This window comes from Verrucosispora sp. CNZ293 (assembly GCF_002754655.1).
Window position 1 is genome coordinate 3,701,348 of record NZ_PEFR01000001.1, and the last position, 20,809, is coordinate 3,722,156.

18 protein-coding genes are annotated in these 20,809 nt (G+C 68.7%); 10 read left to right on the top strand and 8 right to left on the bottom strand.

Annotation, left to right across the window (positions count from 1 at the left end):
- Positions 1–128 precede the first annotated feature (128 nt).
- A complete protein-coding gene (locus tag CLT74_RS16785; protein ID WP_099847382.1) occupies positions 129–2,471 on the bottom strand; it encodes an acylase in 2,343 nt (780 codons plus the stop codon).
- A 171-nt stretch (positions 2,472–2,642) separates the two neighbouring features.
- On the bottom strand, positions 2,643–3,020 hold the full coding sequence (locus tag CLT74_RS16790) for a DUF4267 domain-containing protein (protein WP_099847383.1): 378 nt from the start codon (positions 3,018–3,020) through the stop codon (positions 2,643–2,645).
- A 95-nt stretch (positions 3,021–3,115) separates the two neighbouring features.
- On the opposite strand from CLT74_RS16790, the gene CLT74_RS16795 reads away from it, so the two are divergent.
- Both CLT74_RS16795 and CLT74_RS16800 read left to right on the top strand, forming a co-directional pair.
- Positions 3,116–3,703, top strand: a complete 588-nt coding sequence (locus CLT74_RS16795; protein ID WP_099847384.1) for a TetR/AcrR family transcriptional regulator — start codon at positions 3,116–3,118, stop codon at positions 3,701–3,703.
- Between the two features lie 64 nt (positions 3,704–3,767).
- Positions 3,768–4,742 (top strand): cellulose binding domain-containing protein, encoded by a 975-nt coding sequence (locus CLT74_RS16800; RefSeq protein ID WP_099847385.1) that lies wholly within the window; start codon positions 3,768–3,770, stop codon positions 4,740–4,742.
- 43 nt (positions 4,743–4,785) lie between these two features.
- On the opposite strand, the gene CLT74_RS16805 is transcribed toward CLT74_RS16800, so the two are convergent.
- From CLT74_RS16805 to CLT74_RS16820, 4 genes are all read right to left on the bottom strand, one after another.
- Positions 4,786–5,412, bottom strand: a complete 627-nt coding sequence (locus tag CLT74_RS16805; protein ID WP_099847386.1) for a hypothetical protein — start codon at positions 5,410–5,412, stop codon at positions 4,786–4,788.
- Positions 5,413–5,501: 89 nt separating this feature from the next.
- Positions 5,502–6,623: an FAD-binding oxidoreductase gene (locus CLT74_RS16810; RefSeq protein ID WP_486582357.1), complete on the bottom strand. Its 1,122-nt coding sequence runs from the start codon at positions 6,621–6,623 to the stop codon at positions 5,502–5,504.
- The gene (locus CLT74_RS16815; RefSeq protein WP_099847387.1) at positions 6,620–6,874 is read right to left on the bottom strand and encodes a DivIVA domain-containing protein; all 255 of its coding nucleotides are present in this window, start codon (positions 6,872–6,874) and stop codon (positions 6,620–6,622) included. The genes CLT74_RS16810 and CLT74_RS16815 overlap by 4 nt, the downstream gene beginning before the upstream one ends.
- Complete coding sequence (locus CLT74_RS16820; protein ID WP_099847388.1) at positions 6,871–7,125, bottom strand: hypothetical protein; 255 nt, start codon at positions 7,123–7,125, stop codon at positions 6,871–6,873. Before CLT74_RS16820 ends, CLT74_RS16815 begins: the two co-directional genes overlap by 4 nt.
- 233 nt (positions 7,126–7,358) lie before the next feature.
- Here CLT74_RS16820 and CLT74_RS16825 point away from each other — a divergent pair, with 233 nt between their 5' ends.
- The gene (locus CLT74_RS16825) at positions 7,359–8,606 is read left to right on the top strand and encodes a helix-turn-helix domain-containing protein (protein WP_099847389.1); all 1,248 of its coding nucleotides are present in this window, start codon (positions 7,359–7,361) and stop codon (positions 8,604–8,606) included.
- An 11-nt stretch (positions 8,607–8,617) separates the two neighbouring features.
- Positions 8,618–9,097 (top strand): flavoprotein, encoded by a 480-nt coding sequence (locus tag CLT74_RS16830; RefSeq protein ID WP_486582358.1) that lies wholly within the window; start codon positions 8,618–8,620, stop codon positions 9,095–9,097.
- An 11-nt stretch (positions 9,098–9,108) separates the two neighbouring features.
- On the opposite strand, the gene CLT74_RS16835 is transcribed toward CLT74_RS16830, so the two are convergent.
- Positions 9,109–9,912, bottom strand: coding sequence for a phosphotransferase (locus CLT74_RS16835; RefSeq protein WP_099847391.1), 804 nt, complete (start codon positions 9,910–9,912; stop codon positions 9,109–9,111).
- 131 nt (positions 9,913–10,043) lie between these two features.
- Here CLT74_RS16835 and CLT74_RS16840 point away from each other — a divergent pair, with 131 nt between their 5' ends.
- The 6 genes from CLT74_RS16840 to CLT74_RS16865 all read left to right on the top strand — a co-directional run bounded on the left by CLT74_RS16840 (position 10,044) and on the right by CLT74_RS16865 (position 19,363).
- On the top strand, positions 10,044–13,112 hold the full coding sequence (locus tag CLT74_RS16840) for a DEAD/DEAH box helicase (RefSeq protein WP_099847392.1): 3,069 nt from the start codon (positions 10,044–10,046) through the stop codon (positions 13,110–13,112).
- Between the two features lie 1,243 nt (positions 13,113–14,355).
- A complete protein-coding gene (locus CLT74_RS16845) occupies positions 14,356–16,572 on the top strand; it encodes a choice-of-anchor J domain-containing protein (protein ID WP_486582360.1) in 2,217 nt (738 codons plus the stop codon).
- A 149-nt stretch (positions 16,573–16,721) separates the two neighbouring features.
- Positions 16,722–17,075, top strand: coding sequence for a nitroreductase/quinone reductase family protein (locus tag CLT74_RS16850; protein ID WP_099847393.1), 354 nt, complete (start codon positions 16,722–16,724; stop codon positions 17,073–17,075).
- A 29-nt stretch (positions 17,076–17,104) separates the two neighbouring features.
- Positions 17,105–17,539: a VOC family protein gene (locus CLT74_RS16855; protein ID WP_099847394.1), complete on the top strand. Its 435-nt coding sequence runs from the start codon at positions 17,105–17,107 to the stop codon at positions 17,537–17,539.
- A gap of 141 nt (positions 17,540–17,680) precedes the next feature.
- The gene (locus tag CLT74_RS16860; RefSeq protein WP_143697176.1) at positions 17,681–18,478 is read left to right on the top strand and encodes a hypothetical protein; all 798 of its coding nucleotides are present in this window, start codon (positions 17,681–17,683) and stop codon (positions 18,476–18,478) included.
- A 99-nt stretch (positions 18,479–18,577) separates the two neighbouring features.
- Positions 18,578–19,363 carry a DivIVA domain-containing protein gene (locus CLT74_RS16865; protein WP_099847396.1) on the top strand — a complete coding sequence of 262 codons (786 nt, stop codon included), beginning with the start codon at positions 18,578–18,580 and terminating at the stop codon, positions 19,361–19,363.
- 117 nt (positions 19,364–19,480) lie between these two features.
- On the opposite strand, the gene CLT74_RS16870 is transcribed toward CLT74_RS16865, so the two are convergent.
- Positions 19,481–20,713 (bottom strand): multidrug effflux MFS transporter, encoded by a 1,233-nt coding sequence (locus CLT74_RS16870; RefSeq protein ID WP_099852179.1) that lies wholly within the window; start codon positions 20,711–20,713, stop codon positions 19,481–19,483.
- Between the last annotated feature and the right edge of the window lie 96 nt (positions 20,714–20,809).

Sequence of the window (20,809 nt, forward strand, 5' to 3'; positions counted from 1 at the left end):
GACCCACCCAGGCCACCGAACGCCCGACGGGTGCCGCCCAACACGACATGCGGCATTTCGGGGCTTCCCACGAACCAGTAAGCCCAACAGCGACCCCCACAGCCCAACACGCCGGGTCGGAGTCTTGGTCAGCGGCGGCGCTCCCCCACCCGGTACGTGACCAGGTTCGGGTCGGCCCGTAGCTGCTTCTGGGTGAACTTGATGGTGTCCCACCCCTTGGCCGAGTACAGCCGGGTCTGGTCGGCGTACCACTGCGAGTTCGGGTTTGCCGACTGCGAGTAGGTAAGCAGCTGCCGGCCCGACGGCCCGTCGCGGCCCAGCTCGACGGCCATCAGGTACGACGTGCCGTGCCGCACCTTCGGGTAGCCGACGTCGGGCTGCACCTGGTTGATGATCATGTTGAAGACGCCGGCGTCCGGCCAGCCACCGTGGATCGGGATGCGTTCGGCACCGCGCGGTTCGGTCTGGATGTCGCCGAGGCGGGCGTCCAGTGGGATCGCGCCGAGCAGCTTCACGGCGTCGGCGAGTGCCGTGCGGACCCTCGGGTCGTCGACGGCGAGTCGGTTCGGCGTGGTCAGCGGGGCGGCCGGGTCGAACGGGTCGGCGAAACGCAGGCCACCGGCGCGGGCGAACTCGGTGAACACGTGCGAGCCCCGGCTGCCCAGGTCGACGCGGAGGTCCCAGCGACGTAGCGCGGCGCAGGCGGCCGTCAGGTCGACAGTGGTGCCGTCCGAGGCGGTGGCCGTCGGCTGGGCTTCGCAGAGCCGGACCAGGTCGTCGCGGACCAGTTCGCCGCCGTACGCCCGGTTGCCGAGCGTCACGTCCCACAGCCGGCCGGTGGTGAATCCCCGGCCGGGCAGCCCGTCGGTGCCGGCGAGGCGCTGCCGCACCTGGTGCACGCCGAGCCGGGTCCGCAGGCTGCGGACGGTCCGCTCGTCGCCGATGATGCGCGGGTACCCGACGAGCGGGCGCGCGGGGTTGGCCAGCCAGTAGCTGTCGTTGGAGTTGGTCACGTAGTCGTCGCGGACAAGCGTGGGCAGGTTCGCCGGCCCGAGGATGCCGGGCACCGCCGCATCGCGGTCCCGACCCAGATCACACGACGATCGGGAGCCGTCGAGGACGGCCTGGCCGCTCGTCGTGTACAAACTCTGGAAGGAAGCTGGAATGCACGCGGCCGCGAGGGAGTCGGTGACCCGGGGCACGACGGAGTGGTCCGCGTAGAGGGCCCGCCCGTACCGGTCGGCGGCGATGACGTTGACCCAGGGCAGGAACTGCCGCCGGTCCAGCACCGACCGCAGCTCACCCACCGACTTCGCCCGGCCCATGGCGAGCCAGCCGTCGAGCGCACGGTTGTTCGTGGCGTTGACGTCGGTGATCGCGTACGCCGTGTCGGTGGTCCAGTCGAAGCGGCCCGGCACCACGACCACCGGGCCGAAGTGGGTGTCGTAGAGGGTACGGCTGACCGGCCCGGCGGGAGTCTGGACGGTGACCGTGCGGGCCGTCATCTTCCGGGTCCGACCGTCGTAGCGGTAGCTCGTCGGGTCGCCGGGCACCAGCGAGAGTTGGTGCCAGACGAAGCGGCGGGCGGTGGAGACGGTGTGCGACCAGGCGACCTTGCCGTTGTGTCCGATCTCGACGATCGGGTCACCGATCAGGGCCGCGCCCTCCACGTCGTACCGGCCGGGCACCTTCAGCCGCATCCGGTAGAAACGCTCGTCGCCGTCCCACGGGAAGTGCGGGTTCGCCAGCAGCATGCCGGCACCGCTGGTGGTGGCGCCGCGTCCCAGACCGTACGCGTTGCTGCCCACCCCGGCCGGCGCTCCGTCGCGGGCGGTGACCACGGCTTCCGCCCGCGGGGCGCGCACCGGATCGCTCGTTCCCTGCGCACCTGGTGGCGCGGCGACGACGATGCCGTCGGAGAGTGCACCGGAGCTGGCCCGGACCATCCGGGCCCAGTTGGCCCGCCACAGGTCCAGCTCGGTGATCGGACGCACCCACTCCTGCCCGGCGCAGGCCGGGTCGTTGATCTTTTTCTGCGCACCCCGCAGGTAGGCGTTGTAGCCGGCGGCGAAGCCGCGCATCTGGTCGCGTACCTCGTTTGAGGGTGCGCGGAGGCCGTCGCGCCGGCCGACGAGCCAGCGCTCGGCGGCCCGATCGTCGATCGCCTTCTGGTGGAACAGGTCGCTGCCGACGTTGTCGGTGTCGGCACCGAAGAACCGGGACCGTTGCGCGCTGACCGTCACCACACTCTCGGCGATCAGGCAGATGTTGTCCTCCGCCTGGGCGTACCCGACGCCGTAGCCGAGGCTGGCGAAGTCGCGGGCGGTGATGTGCGGTACGCCGTACGAGGCCCGTTGGATCAGGGCCGAGTAGCCGTTTCCGTGCGCGACGGCGGTCCCGCCGGTCACGGCGAGGCCGGCGGCGACCAGTACGGTGGCGGTGGCCGCAGCGATGAGTGGACGGCGCTTCATTTGGCGGCTCGCAGGTGGTGGTGGCACGTGGAACGTCCTCCCCCGGGATGTGTCTGTCCAGGCTCGACCGACGCTAGTAGTGAAATTTGCTCAGGTCACTCCCTGACGCCCCGGGATCGCGTCGGGGTTCACCCGCAGGGGGAACGGTCGGCCGGCGACGAGCGTGATCGGTTACGCGATGAGCAGGAGCACGCTGATCGCCAGCATCACCACTGCGGTAGCGCCGTGGATGCCGAATACGGCCGACCTGGGCCCACCGCTGCGCCGCACGATCAGCGCGTCGCCGACGGGGATGAGGGTGGCGGCCAGCATGAGCCCGCCCAGCAGGTGGGTCGTCCCGCCGATCACCACGATGAGGATGAAGAGCCCTGCGGCGATGTCACGCACCGCCTTGACGGACAGCCAGGCGTGAAAGGCCGGATCCTCGGTCGGCGTGTCGGGAATGCCAAAGCCGACTGCGGCCTGCGGCGCCCAGAAGGCGCGGGCGCCCATGAGAATGACTGCCACACCGACCAGTCCGGCGAGCACAGTGGCGATGTTGCTGAGCATGGGTTGTTCCTCCCACTTGATTTCTAGCGGCGCTAGATGTTGTAGCGACGATACGTTGTCGTCGGCAGCATGTCTAGCGCTGCTAGGATGACGCCATGTCCGCAATCTCCGAACGCCGTGAACGCGAACGCGCCAAGCGCCACCAGATGATCATCACGGCGGCCCGCGAACTCGCCGAGGCCGAAGGGTGGGAGGCGGTGACAACGCGGCGGCTGGCCGAGCGCGTCGAGTACAGCCAGCCGGTGCTCTACAGCCACTTCACCGGCAAGGACGACATCATGCGCGCCGTCGCCATCGAAGGCTTCGGCGAACTCGCAGCCCGCCTGCGCCGCGCCCGGCTGGCCGCCCCCGAGCGGCCTGCGGCACTGCACGCCGTCTGCCGCGCCTACCTGGAGTTCGCAACCGAGCAGCCGGCCCTCTACCAGGCCATGTTCATGCTGCCGACCGACGTGAAGTTCGCGCACGCCGAGACTCCGCCCCCGTTGCGCGCGGCATTCGACGAGTTCGTGAGCTGCTTCCACCCGGACAATCAGCGACGCGAACTGTTCGCCGAGGTCACCTGGAGCGCGCTGCACGGCATTGCCGCCCTGACCGAGAGCGGGCGCATCCCCCCGAACGGCCAGGCCGAGCGGCTCGACTTCCTCGTCACCCAGATCACCGCCACACCACAACCAGGGATCTGAGCCGAGCGGGACTGCAAACTCCGGCCATTGATATTCATGCATACAACTCTCTAGCATGCGCACTATGCGTGCTCGTCGGGTAACCCTTGTCGCAGTCCTCGGCATCGTGCTCGGGCTCTCCGGCACCGCCGTCGCCCATGCGGCCGACGATCCGGTTCTGACCACCCCCGGCGCACCGGTGGTGGTGGCGAACGAGCCGCACCTGCTCACCCTGACCTGGTCGCCGTCGACCTGGATCGGCGAGCCGGGCGGGACGCCCATCCGGCACGAGGTGCGCGCCTGGCTCGGCCCCAACGTCTACCGCAGCCTCGGCACCACCACCGGCACCGACCTCACCCTGACCGACCTCGCACCGGGCACCGGATACCGGCTCACCGTCTGGGCGTACACCGACGGCGGGTACTCGCTCGACTCGCCCGTGACCCCGGTCCGGACCGCGTACGGAAAGGCGCGGGTCAGCTACCGGAACCTGAGCTGGTCACCGACGGACAACCAGATCCAGCACGTCCTCCAGGTCGTCAACACGGGCACCGCCCCGCTCGACCTGGCGGACGTGCGGATCCGCTACCACCTGACGTTCGAGGGCGGTAACACCTCGCTTGTCACCAACTGCGACTGGGCGGCGATCGGCTGCGCGAACGTGCAACGCCACATCCAGTACTTCCCACCACCCCTGCCGCCGGGCCCGCCGGGCACACCTGTCTCGCCACCGCCGACTGCGCCGTCGCCGCCCGCCTCGGGATCGCCATTGTTCCCCGCGACGACCACGTCGCCGCTGCCGCCGACTCCGACGCCCACTGTCTTCCCGCCGCCCGGCACCCCGATCCCCGGCTGGATCGAGCTGACCTTCGCCGCCGGGAAGCTGGCCCCCGGCGAGTCGACAGGCCCCATCTACCTCCGCCACCACCGCCCGAACTGGACGGCGATCGACGAGCGCGACGACCGTAGCTGGCAGCAGGCCACCGGCGAGTGGGCCGACAACAGCCGGATCACCCTCGACGTCGGCGACATCCGCGAGTACGGCGACACCAACGCGTGAGCCGTCGCCAGCCTCGGCGCGGCCAGCACATCACGCAGAACGGTCAGGCGAGCCGGAACAACTCCTCGACCGGTCCCCAATCCAGCCCGCCACCAGGAGCGAGAGCGGCTTCACCCCAGGAGACACCGAGCAACCCATCGTCCGAGTTGCAGGCGAAGCCGACGAGCAGCGTCCTGGGCTGCGGGGTGAGTTCTTCGATCGCCTCGCGCAGCAGCGTCCGGTCCCGGGCCTCGTCCGGCGTCGCCGGCATGCCCGGCAGGGTGGGCTCGTCGTAGCCAGGCTCCGGACCGAAGAGAATCAGCAGGTCACGGACGAGCTGGTTCTTGAGCCGCCCCCGGACGCGCCGCATGTCGAGACCGCGGCGCTTGGCATACATCCAGGGCAACAGCAGGTGGTTGCGGCAGATGGTGACGCGCACCTGCGCGCCGGGTGGATGCACGTCCTGCACATCCGGCAGGTCCTGGAGATGCTCGTGCAGCGACTCGTACTGCTGCTTCCAGCGGGTCGGGCCGAAGGCATGATCCGTGTTCAGCGCTGACGCCTCCCGTGCGTTCTGCGCCAGCTCGACGGCCCGTTGCAGGGCCTTGGGTATCCGGGCCCGCAGGTCACGGACCAGGTCAGGGCCGAACTTCTCGACCGACCATCCCGACGGCTCGTCATCAACCCCCACGCCAATCACCCCTTGTATCGAGGCGGTCACTGACCGATACAAGGTCTCACATCTCTCGATGTGAGTAACAGCCCCCGAGGACGCGGTAGTCAATGAATCCTGGGCAGGTGAATCCGGCCGGTGGGTATCCCGATCGCGGGAAGTAGTTGCCGGGCGAGGTCGAGCATCGCGGGCGGGCCGCACACACAGATGTCCTGGCCGAAGCGGTGGTAATAGAGCCCCAGGGTCAGCGCGTCGCCTTGCTCGGCGGGGGCGACAAACGGGTCGTGGGAGAAGGCCGGGACGACGGTCAGCCAGGGATGGGCCTGGTCGAGCTTGTCGAGGGCGATCGCGTCGTAGAGGTCGGCCACGGTGCGTGCGCCGACGATCAGGGTCACCCGGCGACCGGCCGGCGCGGCGGCGACCTGCTCGACCAGGGCGCGCAGCGGGGCCAGCCCGGTACCGCCGGCCACCAGCAGCAGGTCCCGGGCAGTGGCTCGTCCTGCCCCGGCCAGCTCTGCCCTGGTGGAGGCTGCCTCGGGGCAGCCAGGATGAGACGACTCCGGGGCAGTGGGCAGGCTGAGGCCGATGTCGACGGGTGGGCCGAGGTGGAGCAGGTCGTCGGGGCGTACCTCATGGACGAGGGTGCGGGAGACGGTGCCGGCGGGGACCGCGCGGACGTGCAGCTCGACGGTGCCATCGGGGCGCGGCGCGTTCGCCGGGCAGTACCAGCGCCACCGGCCGGGATGTTGCGGCAGGCAGACCGGCACCGCCTGACCGGGTCGGAACGGTAGCCGCCGCCACGGCCGTACGGTCAGGATGGCGATGCCCTCGGCGGCCAGGTCGCGGCCGACCACCTCGGCGGGCCAGAACGCCGGCCCGTCGCCCATCCGGCCGGCGGCGCGCTCGACGAGCGCCCAGGCCCGCCGCCACCGTCGCTCCCAGCCGGCCTGTTGCGGGCACAGTCGTGGCGCCACAGTGGCCAACGCGGCACCGATAAGCGGGCCGTGCTCGGGGCGCAGCCGGTACCGGCGGTGGGCCCGGCCGAGCACCGCCAGCAGCGCCAACCGCCCGGCCCGGTCACCACCGCCGCCGACCAGCCGGGCCAACGCGGCCATGACGAGCGCCGCCGCCCGCTCCGGCAGCAACCCCGGGGAGTACGCCTCCAGCCCGGCCCGGAAGCTCGCGGCAACCTCGCCTATCACCGCGTCGTCGCCAGCCGCCCCGGTCACCTGCGCTCCCCCGCCGAATGCCCGTGGGGTCGACAATCGGTGTGCCGGGACTGCCACTGCCGCAACGCCTGCCGGATCCGCTCCGACTCGGTGTTCGCGGTGGTCAACTCCCGGTGCAGCCGGGCGAGTTCGTCGGCGACCCGGTCGAGATAGTCGTACACCTGGGCGGGGTCCAGACCCCGCCAGCGCCTGTCGAACTCGGCGGCGCGGACGTGATGCGATTGCAGGCGTTCCCCGGACAGGTAGATCATCGCCGCGGTGCCTCCTGCTCGGCGATGAGCGCCTGCACCTGCCGGCCGCTGAGGCCACGCCGGTCCAGCACCCGCCGCCCCCACCGATGCAACCGACACGGATGCGGCGCGCGGTCGTTCCGGCAGCGCGGCCCCTCGGGCCACTGCTCCGCAGCGTGTACGGTCACCGCCCGCACCGCGAAACCGACATCCTCTGCTGTCACGTACGGCGGCATCGGCAGCTCGCCGAGCACCTCGTCAATCGAATCCATGTCCCTCCCCTGCTGTGGTTGCGGCACCGAGGCGGGCGGGGACGGCGCACCGTCGGGGGTCGGCACCGCCGGAGCCCAGCACCCGCCCCGGGCCATACGTTCAGCCTCGACGAGCAATTGACCAGGAACTACAGCGCCGAAGGAGCCTGCCTGACGCAGAAATGAGGCATCTGCGTACCCACCTGGTCGACGCAGGGTTACTACAGTGACCGCAAAGGGAAGGGAGATCGGCAGTGGCCTTGAAGCGACACCGGCTCTGCCAGCGGCGTAAGGCGATCGGATACAGCCAGGAGCGTCTGGCCGACCTTCTCGGCGTGGAGCGGTCCACTGTGGTGCGGTGGGAGAATGCGGAGACCGACCCGCAGCCGTGGCATCGCACCCGCATCGCTTCCGCATTGGGCGTTACGCTCGAACAGCTCGACGACATGCTCGTCGACGTGTCAGTGGCAGCGCATCGAGGACAGGCCGTGAGGGACATGGAGCGTGAGCCCGTTTCCGCCGCCGCTAGGTCTGATCTCTTGAACGGTCTTCGGACCTTCCTCAGCGCTTATCTCACGGACTCAGCACGACCGGCACCACCGCTGCCCGAGGTCCGGCGTGCTGTGGGCAGGGTGCACAACCTCTACCAGCGAGCGAGCTATACGTCGGCGGCCCGCCTGATGCCGGAGGTGCTCAGCCAAGCGACGGCCCTGACTAACAGCGCCGCCGGCATACACCGCACCAGTGCGTTTCGGCTGCTCGCCGCCGCCTACATCGCCGCATCCAAGCTCGCGGCCAAGGTGGGTGACGGTGAGGCGGCCCTACTGACGGCTGATCGGGCATCCACCGCCGCCCGCATTGCCGACGACCGGGCGCTCGCTGCTGTTGCCGCCTACCAGGCAGCCTGCGGATTGATGGGACAGCCCGGAAGATCGGCAGAGGCCGAGCAGGTGGCACGAACCAGCATCGACTCCCTGGCTTCGGCTGCTCCAGCCTCCGATCCTGACCTGCTATCCGCTCAGGGAGCGCTACTGCTCCTTGCTGCCGTCGTGGCTGCTGGTCAGGGCAACCCGAAGCAAGCGGGCTTTTTCCTCACGCGGGCCGAAGGGCTGGCAACGACGTTGGGCACCGACCGCAACCGGCTGTGGACCGGCTTCGGCCCGACGAACGTCGTCATCCACGCGGTGTCGGCCGCCGTGCGAGCCGGTAACGCGGACCAGGCGATGGAAATCGGCACTCGTCTCGACACGTCACGACTGCCTATCGTGCTGATCGGCCGAAGGGCGCAGGTGCATGTCGACCTAGCCGCAGCGGCGCTGATGTCGTCCGGCGACAGATCAGTCTCGGTGTTACACCTGCTCGAAGCCGAGCGGGTTGCCGCCGAAATGGTGTACGCGAACGTGCATGCCCGCACGCTTCTGCTCGACCTGTTAGCGAAGGAGCGCAGGACGGCGACACCAGGGCTACGGCCACTCGCGGAGCGGGCCGGACTGCTGGCATGAGCCAGCCACGAGTGCTCGCCCTGGTCGTTTGTGCGGCTCCTCCGGTGTTACGGATCGGCGAATTGATCGACCTGCTACAGGAAGACGGCTGGACTGTCTGCCTTACCGCCACCCCGACCGCCGCCACCTGGATCGACCGGGAGGCGTTGGCAGAGCAGACCGGGTACCCCGTGCGGGCGGAATGGCGGAAGCCCGGCGAGACCGAGCCGCACCCACCGGCCACAGCCGTCGCCGTCGTGCCCGCCACCTTCAACGTCATCAACAAGTGGGCTCAGGGGATCAACGACACCCTCGCACTCGGCATCCTCAACGAGGCGCTCGGCGCGGGAATCCCGGTACACGCGCTCCCGAACGTCAAGCCGGTGTTGACCAGGCATCCAAGCTACGACAGACACATGCGAATACTCCGGGATGCAGGCGTCGCCGTGGAACCACTTGAGGCCGAGCTGAATTGGCGAGCGGTGGCTGACCAGTTCAGTGTCCCGAGATAGGCGGCTAACGACTACCAACGGTCCGCCAGATCCCGATGGTTCAGCCAACTCTTTGCCGCAGTAAGCAACGGGCCGCGATGAGAAGCAGGATCGGAGTGCTGCCGCCGCTCCCACAGATACACCAACCCGTTTGCGAAGCCGGTGACAGCGCTGTCGGATGCGTGTGCCCACGCCGGTACTTGCCGAGCCCATGCCTCGGCTTCAGCCGGGGTGTGCCCGGCACGGATAAGACGCACCAGCACGAAGGCGATGTCGATCCACGCCGCACCCAAAGCCGGGCTGGACCAGTCGACAAGCCGCAGACAGTCGGAGAGCAGAAAGTTTCGCGGCGTCAGATCGGTGTGCAGCAGCGTCTGGCCGTCGACCAGTTCGGGTGCAACGAGGTCCTTCCACCGGTCAGCGAACCGCTGCACCGGTATCAGCGGAGAGGGCGTCAGTTGCTGGTTCAGGGCGGTCAGCAACTCCGCCACCAGACGTAGGTCAGGCGATCCGGGCGCGAGATCCGGGTGTCGACCGGCCGCGTAGTCGAACCCGAGAAGAACCCAACCATCCTGGTTGATCGTCCAGCGGAGGCGCGGCACCACGTCCGGCAGGTAGGGATTGACGCGGGCCTCGTTGCGGTAGAGCCAGGCGGTAGGGCTGTCACTCGTTCCGCCCTTGCAAAAGATCCGCCCGGTGTCCGTGTCGAGGACGGCGGCCAATTGGCAGGAGGCTCCAGCCGGGATTGAGTATGCAGCGTGGACTGCGCCGACGTGCTGTTCGACCTGGCGACGGATCTTGTCGGGAACGTCATGCCAGTGGTGGCGGGACGGCATGCGGTGGCCTCCCGACGGCGAGCGGTCGCGGCAGACTACCCCCAGAGCCGTGGTCGACTTTCGTTGATGCTCCCGCGTGTCGTGACTGATCGGGGACAGCGCAAGCTGATGCAGCTGATTAGCCTCCCACTGTGGCTGATCATGCTCCCGGCATCTACGAGCACATACTGACTAAGGGCTTGGTCGGGCGGCTCCAGCAGGTGGACGCGAGCCTGGCTCAGCATGCCAAACTCGACGCCGCCGACGCGCACGACCTGCTCTCCATGCACATCGCCGCTTTGGCCCGTCGAGCGCTGCTGGCGGTCGGTGGTGGCGATGACAAAATCGTCCGCCAGGTCGACTTCGTCAACCGCATTGCGGAGTACATCGCCTCCCTGGAGCCGCGTGCAGTCGGAGCCAATGACCAGGTCGCCGATGCTCAGCGCCTGCTACACGCCATCGCGGCCCCGCCGAAACCACCCGCGCAACCCAACTTTCCGCCGCGCCCCACCACCCCACTCTCCACCGGCGCACTGCTGGTAAACGGCCGGCACCAGCCGCGCATCGGTCACGAGGTCACCCACGAGATGGCCTCCGCAGAGTCCGTCGACCTGCTCTGCGCCTTCATCAAGTGGCACGGCTTGCGCATCATCGAGCCGGCCATCCGCGACCTGATCGACCGAGGTGGCCGTCTCCGGGTCATCACTACGACGTACCTCGGGGCGACCGACCAACGCGCCCTCGACCGCCTCGCCGAACTCGGCGCAGACATCAAGATCTCCTACGAGACGCGGACCACCCGGCTGCACGCCAAAGCGTGGCTGTTCCGTCGCAACAACGGCATGACCACCGCGTACGTCGGGTCGTCGAACCTGTCGAAGGCGGCGCTTGTCGACGGGTTGGAGTGGAACGTCAGGATCTCCAACATCGAGCAGCCCTACGTCATCGACACGTTCACCGCCACCTTCGAGGACTACTGGCACGATCCGGCGTTCGAGGGCTACGACCCCGGCAGGGACGCCGAGCGACTCCGCACCGCGCTGCGCGGGGAGCGGCGCGACGAAGCACCGACGCAGATCGCCAACCTGGATGTGCGGCCGTACCCGTACCAGGCCGAGGTGCTTGCCGACCTGGACGCCGAGCGGAAGGTCCACGGCCGCTGGCGGAACCTGGTGGTGATGGCCACCGGTACCGGAAAGACGGTGGTGGCGGCGCTCGACTATCGCCGGTTGCACCGGGAGAAGGCCGTCGACTCGTTGCTGTTCGTGGCGCATCAGGAGCAGATCCTGCGGCAGAGCCTGGCGACGTTCCGGCAGGTCTTGGGGGACGGTAGCTTCGGCGAAACGCTTGTCGGGGGCCGGGAGCCGCAGCACTGGCGGCACGTCTTCGCCTCGATCCAGTCGCTGCACCGGCGGGAGATCGACCCCGAGGCGTACGACATGGTGATTGTCGACGAGTTCCATCACGCGGAAGCGCCGACGTACGCCCGATTGTTGGAGCGGCTGAAGCCGCGCGTACTGCTGGGATTGACGGCGACGCCCGACCGCAGTGACGGCGGTGACGTGCGGCGGTGGTTCGATGGTCGCGCCGCAGTGGAGCTGCACCTGTGGGAGGCGTTGGAGCGGCAACTGCTCGCGCCGTTCCAGTATTTCGGGCTGCACGACGATGTCGACCTGTCGCAGCTTCGGTGGAAGCGCGGGCAGGGGTACGACCCGGCGGAGCTGGACGGCGTCTACACCGGCAACGACGCGCGGGCGCGGATGGTGCTGCGGGCGGTACGGGACAGCGTCGACGTCGACCGCATGCGGGCGCTCGGGTTCTGCGTGAGCATCGGGCACGCCGAGTTCATGGCCGACTGGTTCGGCAGGCATGGCGTGCCGTCGGCGGCGATCACGTCTCGCGTCGATGCCGCCGGGCGGCAGGCGCTGCTCAGGGAGTTCAGGGACGGCACGGTCAAGGTGCTGTTCACAGTCGACCTGTTCAACGAGGGTGTCGACCTGCCGATGGTCGACACGATCCTGATGCTGCGGCCGACCGAGAGCGCCACGATCTTTCTTCAGCAGCTGGGCCGTGGGCTGCGTCTGGACGACGACAAACCATGCCTAACCGTGCTCGACTTCATCGGCGGGCAGCATGCCAACTTCCGCTTCGACCTACGCTGGCGGGCTCTGACCGGGGTCAGCCGCCGCGCGATAACCGAGGCGGTACGCGACGACTTCCCGTCCCTGCCGAGCGGCTGCCACATCCAGCTCGACCGAGTGGCCAAGGACATCGTGCTGGCCAACCTGCGCTCGGCTATGCCGACCTCGAAGACCGGGCTGGCGAAGGAGTTGCGGCTGCTCGGGGATGTAAGCCTGGGCGAATTCCTGCGTGAGGCCGGCGTGGAGATCGAGGACGTCTACCGGTCGGCGAGCGTCGGCGGGTGGACCGGGCTGCGGCGGCTCGCCGGGCTGGAAAGCTCGCCGGGCGGCGCGGATGACCGCGAGTTGGGCCGGGCCATCGGGCGGTTGCTGCACCTGGACGATCCGGACCGGCTCGACCTGCTGGCCCGGGTGGCGGCCGGCGAGCGGCCGGCGGACGGGCGGCTCTGGGACATGCTGCACTTCGACCTGTGGGGGCCGAACGCGTCACTGAGCCAGCGTGAGGAACGGCTGGCGCGGCTCCGGGCCGAGCGGGCGCGCTGCGCGGAGCTGCGGCAGGTGGCCGAGGTGCTGCGCGACCGCATCCACCGGGTGACGATGCCGGTCGACGGGCTGCCGCTGAACGTGCACGCCCGGTACAGCCGCAACGAGGCGTGTGCCGCCTTCGGCATGCCGAACCCGGGGTCGCTGCGGGAAGGGGTGAAGTGGCTGCCGGACGCCAGGGCCGACATCTTCTTCGTCACCCTGGTCAAATCCGAGCAGCACTACTCCCCCACCACGATGTACGCCGATCGGGCCATCACCGACACCCTGTTCCAGTGGGAGTCGCAGAGCACCACCTCGTCGGCATCAGCGACGGGGCAACGCTACATCCACCACGCCGAGCGGGGCTCCACGGTGCATCTCTTCGTGCGGGAAACCCGGGTGCCGGACCGTGACCTGGGCGCACCGGCCTACCTGTACGCCGGACCGATGACGTACCAGGAGCACACCGGCGACCACCCAATGCGGGTCACCTGGGAGCTGAGGCACCCGCTGCCCGCCGACATGTACGCCGCCGCCCGCGCCATCGCCGCCTGACGACGGCCTTCATCAACTGATGATCACACCGGACGCCCTCACCAACGGGGCAGGGCGAGGCTGAACCCTGCGCTTCACGCCCCACTATTGCATGCTGCGCACCGGACAGATCGGAAATCCGCGCAGCACGTTGTAGGCAATCGCTCGCGAACAGCCATTGACGCAGGAGACTGGACGCCGTAGCATTCTGCACCACAGCCACGATCGAAAGCGGGGGAGTAGATGCGTCTACCCAAATTCCGACTGACCCTGACTGCCCTGATCAGCATTCCGCTGATGCTAGGAATTTGGTCATCGCCAGCACAGGCACATGTCGCCGTAGCTTATCACGGCTCCGACTACGCAAGCGTTTCCTCGGGTCACACCTTCGTGGAAGTTCACGACAAAGAGTGCGACAACAACGGAGTTTACGGATTCTTCTGGCTCAATAATGGCACCTCTCAAACCGTCGGTGATCCAAACGGCTGCAGCTCTGGCGGCGGCAGCGCAAGCTTTAGCGTCGGCGTTGACTGGTTCTACGTATGCGAGAGAAACGTAGGATGCAGCGCGTCAGTGAACGCATAACAGCAGACCAAGCCGCCTACGTCTTTGAGTTCGACATGCAGTGCCGTCAGGACGGTCGGTTCGTCGGTTGCCGATAGTCGAGGCACCCAAACGTTGAGGCGAAGCTGACCGACAACGAAGCGAGTCACTCTCGATCACGGCCTAGAGAGCAAATGCGGGTGTCCATCGGTCAGCACCATGACCAATGGGCACCCGCGCGCCCGTGTCAGGCAAACACAACTCGCCAGCAGAACGTTGTACCATCGGCGTTAACGTTCCACGGGTAGCGTCGCGTCGATAACATCATCACCGGTCGTGTCGGCTAGGCTGATTCGGTCGGTTTCTCCATTAAAGCGCTATGGGTTCGTGGACCATCCAGCGCAACTTGACACTTTTCCGAATGGAATGTCCGTTCACCCAAGCGGTGTCCGAATGATTTGTGCTCGTACAGTTGTCCGTCAAGCTGCTGGTGGTACCGCTCGTCTGGTTTCTGAGCCTGGCGCTAACGACAGCTTGGGCGACGCCTACTAACACAGCCAGAGGCGGTCAACTGGTTTGTTCTTGCTGATCGATGGCGGTGAAGGGTTGCCTGATCGGGGGCGACGTGCACAGGATACGGGGACGCTCGATCAGCGTGCGTAGATCCACCGGTGCCTGGGCGACCCTGGGGCGGGTGGTCTTCCACCTATGAGGAGGTTTCGTGGCACGACGCCGCTTCGCGGGGATAGCAGCCAGCGCCATCGTCCTACCGTTCTTCGTTATCGCCCAGCCGGCTCCGGCCTCGGCCACCCCGGAGGCCGCGACCGTCAAGCCGGTACCGGCGCCGGCCACCGGGATCGCCAGCGATGTCCGGGAGCTGACCCGCAAGGACTTCACCTTCAACGGCCAGCGCCTGGAGGCCCCGACCCAGTATCAGCCGCGTACCCAGGCCCGGTCGAAGGCCGCGGCGGCCGACACGCCGCCGGTCGGTACGGTCCGGCAGTGGCTCGCGCTCGACGACTACCAGGGCATCATCTACCTGAAGGACTACACGCTGCGCGGCGTGGGCGACAACATCGAGGTGTGGGTCGCCAACGACACGGAGTTCCCGGAGGGTGACTGCCGCCGGCAGGTCCCGAACTCGACTGTGGTCACCGACGAGCAGGTCGCGGGCCTGGTCAACGAGTTCGACACGAACATGTACCCGAAGTCGACTGCCGCGTTCAGCACCCCGCCGGAGCGGGACGGCAGCAACGCGCAGATCGACGGGGACTTCACCGGTGCCGGCAACCGGACGGTCACGCTCGTCGACAACGTACGCGACGACAACTTCTACGACTTCCCGGCGGCCCCGAGCTACATCGCCGGGTTCCACTTCTCGCTCTTCAACGAGCTGCTCGACCGCAACATCATGACTGTCGACGCGTTCGACTGGGCGCACCGCACCGGCGCGAACCCGCCGAACGAGCCGACCGACGACCTGTGCACCAGCCGGCCGGCCCGCCCGCAGCTGTACGAGGGCACGTTCATCCACGAGTGGCAGCACCTGGCGCACTACTACACCGACCCGTTCGAGACGACCTGGCTGAACGAGGGTCTCTCCGACTTCGTGCAGACCCTCGCCGGGTACGTCGACGCCACGGCCCGGGTCGACGAGCCCGGCACGGACAGCCACATCTACTGTTTCCAGGGCTTCGGCATCGTCCAGACGGATTACAACACGAATCCACGGGACTGCGGCGGCCCGGAGAACTCGATAAACCTGTGGAACGAGGGCAGTACCTCAAGTGGGGTGCTCGCCGACTACGGCAACGTCTACTCGTTCGTGCTGTTCCTGTACGACCGCTACGGTCTGGACTTCATCTCGCGGCTGCACCGCGACGGTGAGCTTCAGGGCTTCGCCAGCCTTGAGGCGGCGTTGAAGGCCGAGGGCGTCAAGGACATGTACAAGGTGATCCACGACTACCAGACGATGAACCTGGTGGACCGGATCGTCGGGAACTCCAAGCTGGGCGTCATGCTCGGGGTGGACAAGCGCCGGGTCACCACGGCCAGCCTCGACGCCACGGTGAACCTGGCCAACCCGGCCTCGTTCGCGGCCGGCGGCGCGGCACCGAACGGTGCCGACTACGTCACCTTGCAGAAGGCCAACGGCAAGCCGTTGAGCCGGGGCGACCTGCGTTCGATCAAGTTCCAGGGCGCGAAGACGCTGCCGGCGGTCCCGTTGGCCTGGCAGGTCGTCAGCAACGACCCGGACCGGAGCGGCAACCCGGTGCTGTGGTCGGGCAACGGCAACAGCCTGGACGTCGCGGCGGTCACCGAGGTGACCGTGCCGGCCGCCGACCCGACGCTCACCTTCCTGGCGAAGTACGGTGCCGAGGCCGGCTACGACTACGGCTACGTCAGCGTCTCCACCGACGGTGGTGAGACCTACACCGTCATCCCCGGTGAGGAGACCGTCGCCGGTCCGCTCGGCCCGGCGCTGAACGGCACCACCGACGGCTTCGAGCCGCACTCGTTCGACCTGTCCGCGTACGCCGGGCAGGACGTGCTTGTCAGCTTCCGGTACGTCAGCGACGGCGGGGTCAACGAGGGCGGTCTGCTGATCGACGACATCTCGGTCGGCGGCACGCTTGTCAGCGACGGTTCGAGCCTGGAGCCGTTCGACTCGCCGTCGGAGATCAACCCGACGCCGGTGGCGAACTGGAACGTCAGGTTCGTCGGCATCGACGAGAAGCTCAAGCTGGCCTACCAGGTCGAGGTCGACGGCAAGTCCGGCTTCACCCTCGGTCTGATCCAGACGGCGCTGCTGACCGCCTTCCCGAAGGTGGTCGCCATCGTCGCGTACGACGAGCCGACCGAGCAGGTCACGCAGTACGCGCCGTACACCCTGACGGTGAACAACGTGGTGCAGCCCGGGGGCGCACCGCTGAGCTGACCTGATCAGGAACTCCCGGTGTCGCGCGACGCGGCACCGGGAGTTCTCTGTTTCGGCTGGTCGAAGCTGCCGGATCCGGTGACGCGGAGCGGCGTCGGTCCCTAGCCTGACCAGCAGAGGCATCGTCGGGGGCGAGCAGCGGGGGAACCATGACCAACGCGATAGGTGACGCACTTGATGGCGTACAGGAGGTCGAGCTGACCGTGACCGGCCGCAGGAGCGGGCGGCAGATCACCCAGCCGGTGTGGTTCGTGCAGGAGGACGACAACGTGTTCCTGGTGCCGGTGACCGGCTCGGACAGTCAGTGGTACAAGAACGTCCAGCAGACCCCGATGGTCCAGTTGGCCGTCAACGGCACCGCGTTGAGTTCGAGCGCCACCCCGATCACCGAGGCCGACCGGGTCGACCACGTCGTGGCGATGTTCCGCGACAAGTACGGTGCCGACCAGATCGCCTCGCTCTACCCGAAACACGACGTCGCCGTCCAGGTCCCCCTCGGGTAGCCGTCGCATATCCGGGTTACCTTGCTGCCATGGAACAGCGACTCAGCCTGATCACGCTCGGCGTCGCCGACCTGGCCCGGTCCCGCGACTTCTACCGGCAGCTCGGCTGGCAGGGCCAGGAGGTCGAGCAGACGGTGTTCTTCCAGGCCGGCGGGCTGGCCGTGGTGCTGTGGGCGCGACAGTCGCTGGCCGAGGACGCCGGTGTCGAGGACCGGGGCGCCGCCGGGTTCGCCGGGGTGGCGCTGGCCCACAACGTACGCGAGCGCGCCGAGGTGGACCAGCTGATGGCCGCCGCCGCCCAGGCCGGTGCCGTGGTCACCCAACCGGCCCGGGACACCTCATACGGCGGGTACGCCGGCTACTTCACCGACCCGGACGGTCACCTCTGGGAGATCGCCTGGAATCCGGGCTTCCCGATCGCCGCGGACGGCACCATCACCGTCCCCGACTTCGGCACGGCCTGACCACCTCCGCTGCGGGCGCACCGGACGGCCTTCGGGACAGGCCGCCGGGCCCACCTGGCATCACAGTCGCCGGGAGGACAGCCCGACCAGTCGGCCCATGTCATGCTCTCCCCAACGCCTCATTGATTCGAGGGGGTCGATGTGGAGTTGCGGAGAAGCCGTGGCCCGTTGGTGCTCGGCCTGTTCTTCTTCGTGGCCGGCGTGTTCCTGCTGGGGTGCTTCGAGCTCACCGTAATTGGCTGGATCATCGGTCTTCTCGCCCTGCTGATCGGCGGCGGGATCGTCCTCGCCGAACGCCGGCCGTTCAAATTCGACATCGGGCCGAACGGACTGGCCGTCCGGGTTGCCGGGCTCAACCGGGCGGTGCCGTGGACCGAGATCGACGCGATAATCCTCGACCAGGATGTGCCGACGATCAACGTGAAGAAGCCTCCCTACTCCGGTCTGCTGCTGGTGCCGGCGGCGGATTCGACGATCGACGGCCCGTTCGACGGGCAGAGCCCCATCGACGGGCGGCCGGCGCTGGTACTGCTGGATCTCGACGGCGTCACGCAGTCGTTGGACGAGGTGACGGCAGCCCTGGCCCGCTTCGCCGGGAGCCGCTTCATCGACGTCCGCCACCACCGGCGCACACGCTTCGAGTCGCTGGACTTCGCAGTCGGGCCGGGAGGCTACGACCCGGCCCGGGTGGACGAGTTGATCCGACAGGGGCGGGACGGGCTGCTCATCGACGAGTGGCTGCCGCGCTGGGGGGCCAGGGTGCGCTTCGAGGAGGCCCGGGGGGAGTTGACCACCCGTGAGCTGGGCTACGACCGCACCGCTGTGGACGCGGTACTCGACGAACTCGCGGTCCTGATCGCCCGCTGGCCGGACCTGGACGACCGACGCCACCCAGGCAACCCACCCGACCAGCGCGGCCAGGGCGCCCCGTCCGACTGAGCGTCAGCGATCGACGGTGGGCCGGCGCGGGCGGGGTCAGCGTCGGTTGCGTGGGCGTGGCATGCTCTGCACGGCCGCTCAGATGATCGAGGTGTCGCTGTGGAGCTGCGCAGGAATCGGCGTTCGCTGGCACTCGGGGTGCTGCTGCTCGCGTTCGGGGTGTCGCTGCTGCTGGGCAAGGACTCTCCCGGGACCGGTGTCTGGATCTTCGCCGGAGCCGCACTGCTGACGGGTGGTTGGATCACCGCCCGGTCGCTGCGGCCGTTCCGGTTCCGGATCGGCGCCGACGGGCTGGACCTGAGGGTCGCCGGGCTCAACCGGTTGGTGCCGTGGGCCGAGATCGGGGCGATAGTGCTGGACCGGCCGGCGCGGGCAGCGGGCGCGACACCACCCACCCCGTCGTTGCTGCTGGTCCCGGGCGTCGGGTCGACGATCGACAGGCCACTCACCGGCCGCAGCCCGGTGGACGGCCGGCCCGCTCTGGTCCTGCTCGACCTCGCCGACGTGCGGGAGTCGGCAGACGAGGTGGCCGCCGAGTTGACCCGGGTCAGCGGTGGTCGCTTCACCGACGCCCGGCAAGACCGAAGCGACGCCCGACAAGGTGAGCGGGGTGTCCCCGAGCCGGTCTTCGAGACGGCGCTGCGCGGCTATGAGAAGCGGATGGTGGACGACCTGGTCCTGCGGGGCCTGGACGTGCTCGCCTCGGGGACTGGGGCGCAACGTCAGGCGGTTAGCGCGGAGCTGGATCCGACGACGCTCACCGTCGCGCTGCGTGGCTACGACATGGGGCAGGTCGATGCCTTCCTGGAGCGGCTCGCCGCCGCCCTCGCCAACGAGTCGGAGCAGCCCGAACAGCCGCAGTCGCAGCAACCGCAGCCCGAGTAGCGGACGCAGCCCGAGTAGCCGGCGCAGGCCGAGTAGCCGCAGCCCCAAACAGCCGACGCAGCCCAACAGCCGGGCAGCAGTCCAGCCCAATAGTCAGCGCAGCCGAGGTGGCCGGAGCTATCGGGCGCGGGCCGGGCGGGCGAGGGTCAGCAGCATCAGCAGGGAGGCGGCGGCTGCGGCGCTGAGTACCACGGCCATCGGGAGTGCGCTGCCCTCGCCACCCAGCCCGACAAGTGGTGCGGCGCTGGCGGCGATGACGGCCTGGATGCCGCCGAGCAGCGCCGCTGCGGTGCCGGCGCGGGAGGCGTGCCGGTCCAGGGCGAGGGCGGTGCCGTTGGGCATCACCAGGCCGAGCGAGCCGAGGAAGACGAAGAGCGCGGCGATGACCACCGGCAGGTTGTTCAGCAGTGCCCCGGCGAGCACACCGAGGGCGGCGATCAGGCCGAGACCGAGGCCGCTGACCAGCAGTGGTCGGGGATCGTAGCGGTCGAGCAGGCGGGCGTTGAGCTGACCGACGGCGACGAAGGAGAGCGCGTTGAGTCCGAAGATGATGCTGAACGTGCCGGCGGAGAGGCCGAAGACGTCCTGAAGGACGAACGAGGAGCCGGAGAGGTAGGCGAAGAGGCCGGCGAAGGCGAGGCCCTGGGTCAGCGCGTACCCGAGATAGACGCGGTCGGCGAGCAGGGCGCGGCCGGCGGCGGCGGTCGCGGCCAGGCCACCGGTGTTGCGCCGCTCGGCGGGCAGGGTCTCCGGCAGCCGCAGCGCGACGGCGGTGGCGAGCAGGGCACCGACCAGGGCGAGGGCGACGAAGATGGTGCGCCAGTCGCCGACGTTGAGCACCAGGCTGCCGAGGGCGGGGGCGACCATCGGCGCGATGCCGAAGATGAGTACGAGTCGGGAGAAGTATTTCGCGGCGGCCCGGCCGGAGTACAGGTCACGCACGACGGCGCGGGCGACGACGGTGCCCATGCCACCGGCGAAACCCTGCGCGAAGCGGGCCACCGCGAGCGTCTCCGCCGACGGCGCGAGAGCACAGACCAGCGACAACAGGGTGTACGCGGCGACGCCGACAAGCACCGGAAGGCGTCGTCCCCAGCGGTCGCTGAGCGGGCCGGTGACGAGTTGGCCCAGGGCCATGCCGATCAGGCAGGTGGTGAGGGAGAGCTGGATCTGGGCCTGGCTGGCGGCCAGGTCGCGGGTCATCCCGGGAAACGCCGGGAGGTAGGTGTCCAGCGACAGCGGACCGATCGCGGTGAGCGAGCCGAGCAGCACCAGCAGCGCGAGTGCGGCGCGGCCGGTGGGTGGGGTGATGCGCTCCGGCGGGCGTACGGGCACGTCGGTCTGCGGCATCGGTGTCCCCTCGGTGGTCGGCGCCACCACGGCGTGGCCGGCTGCCGGGGGCGTCCGGCTACGATAGCTCTGCCTACAGAGGTGTTGCAGCGTGGA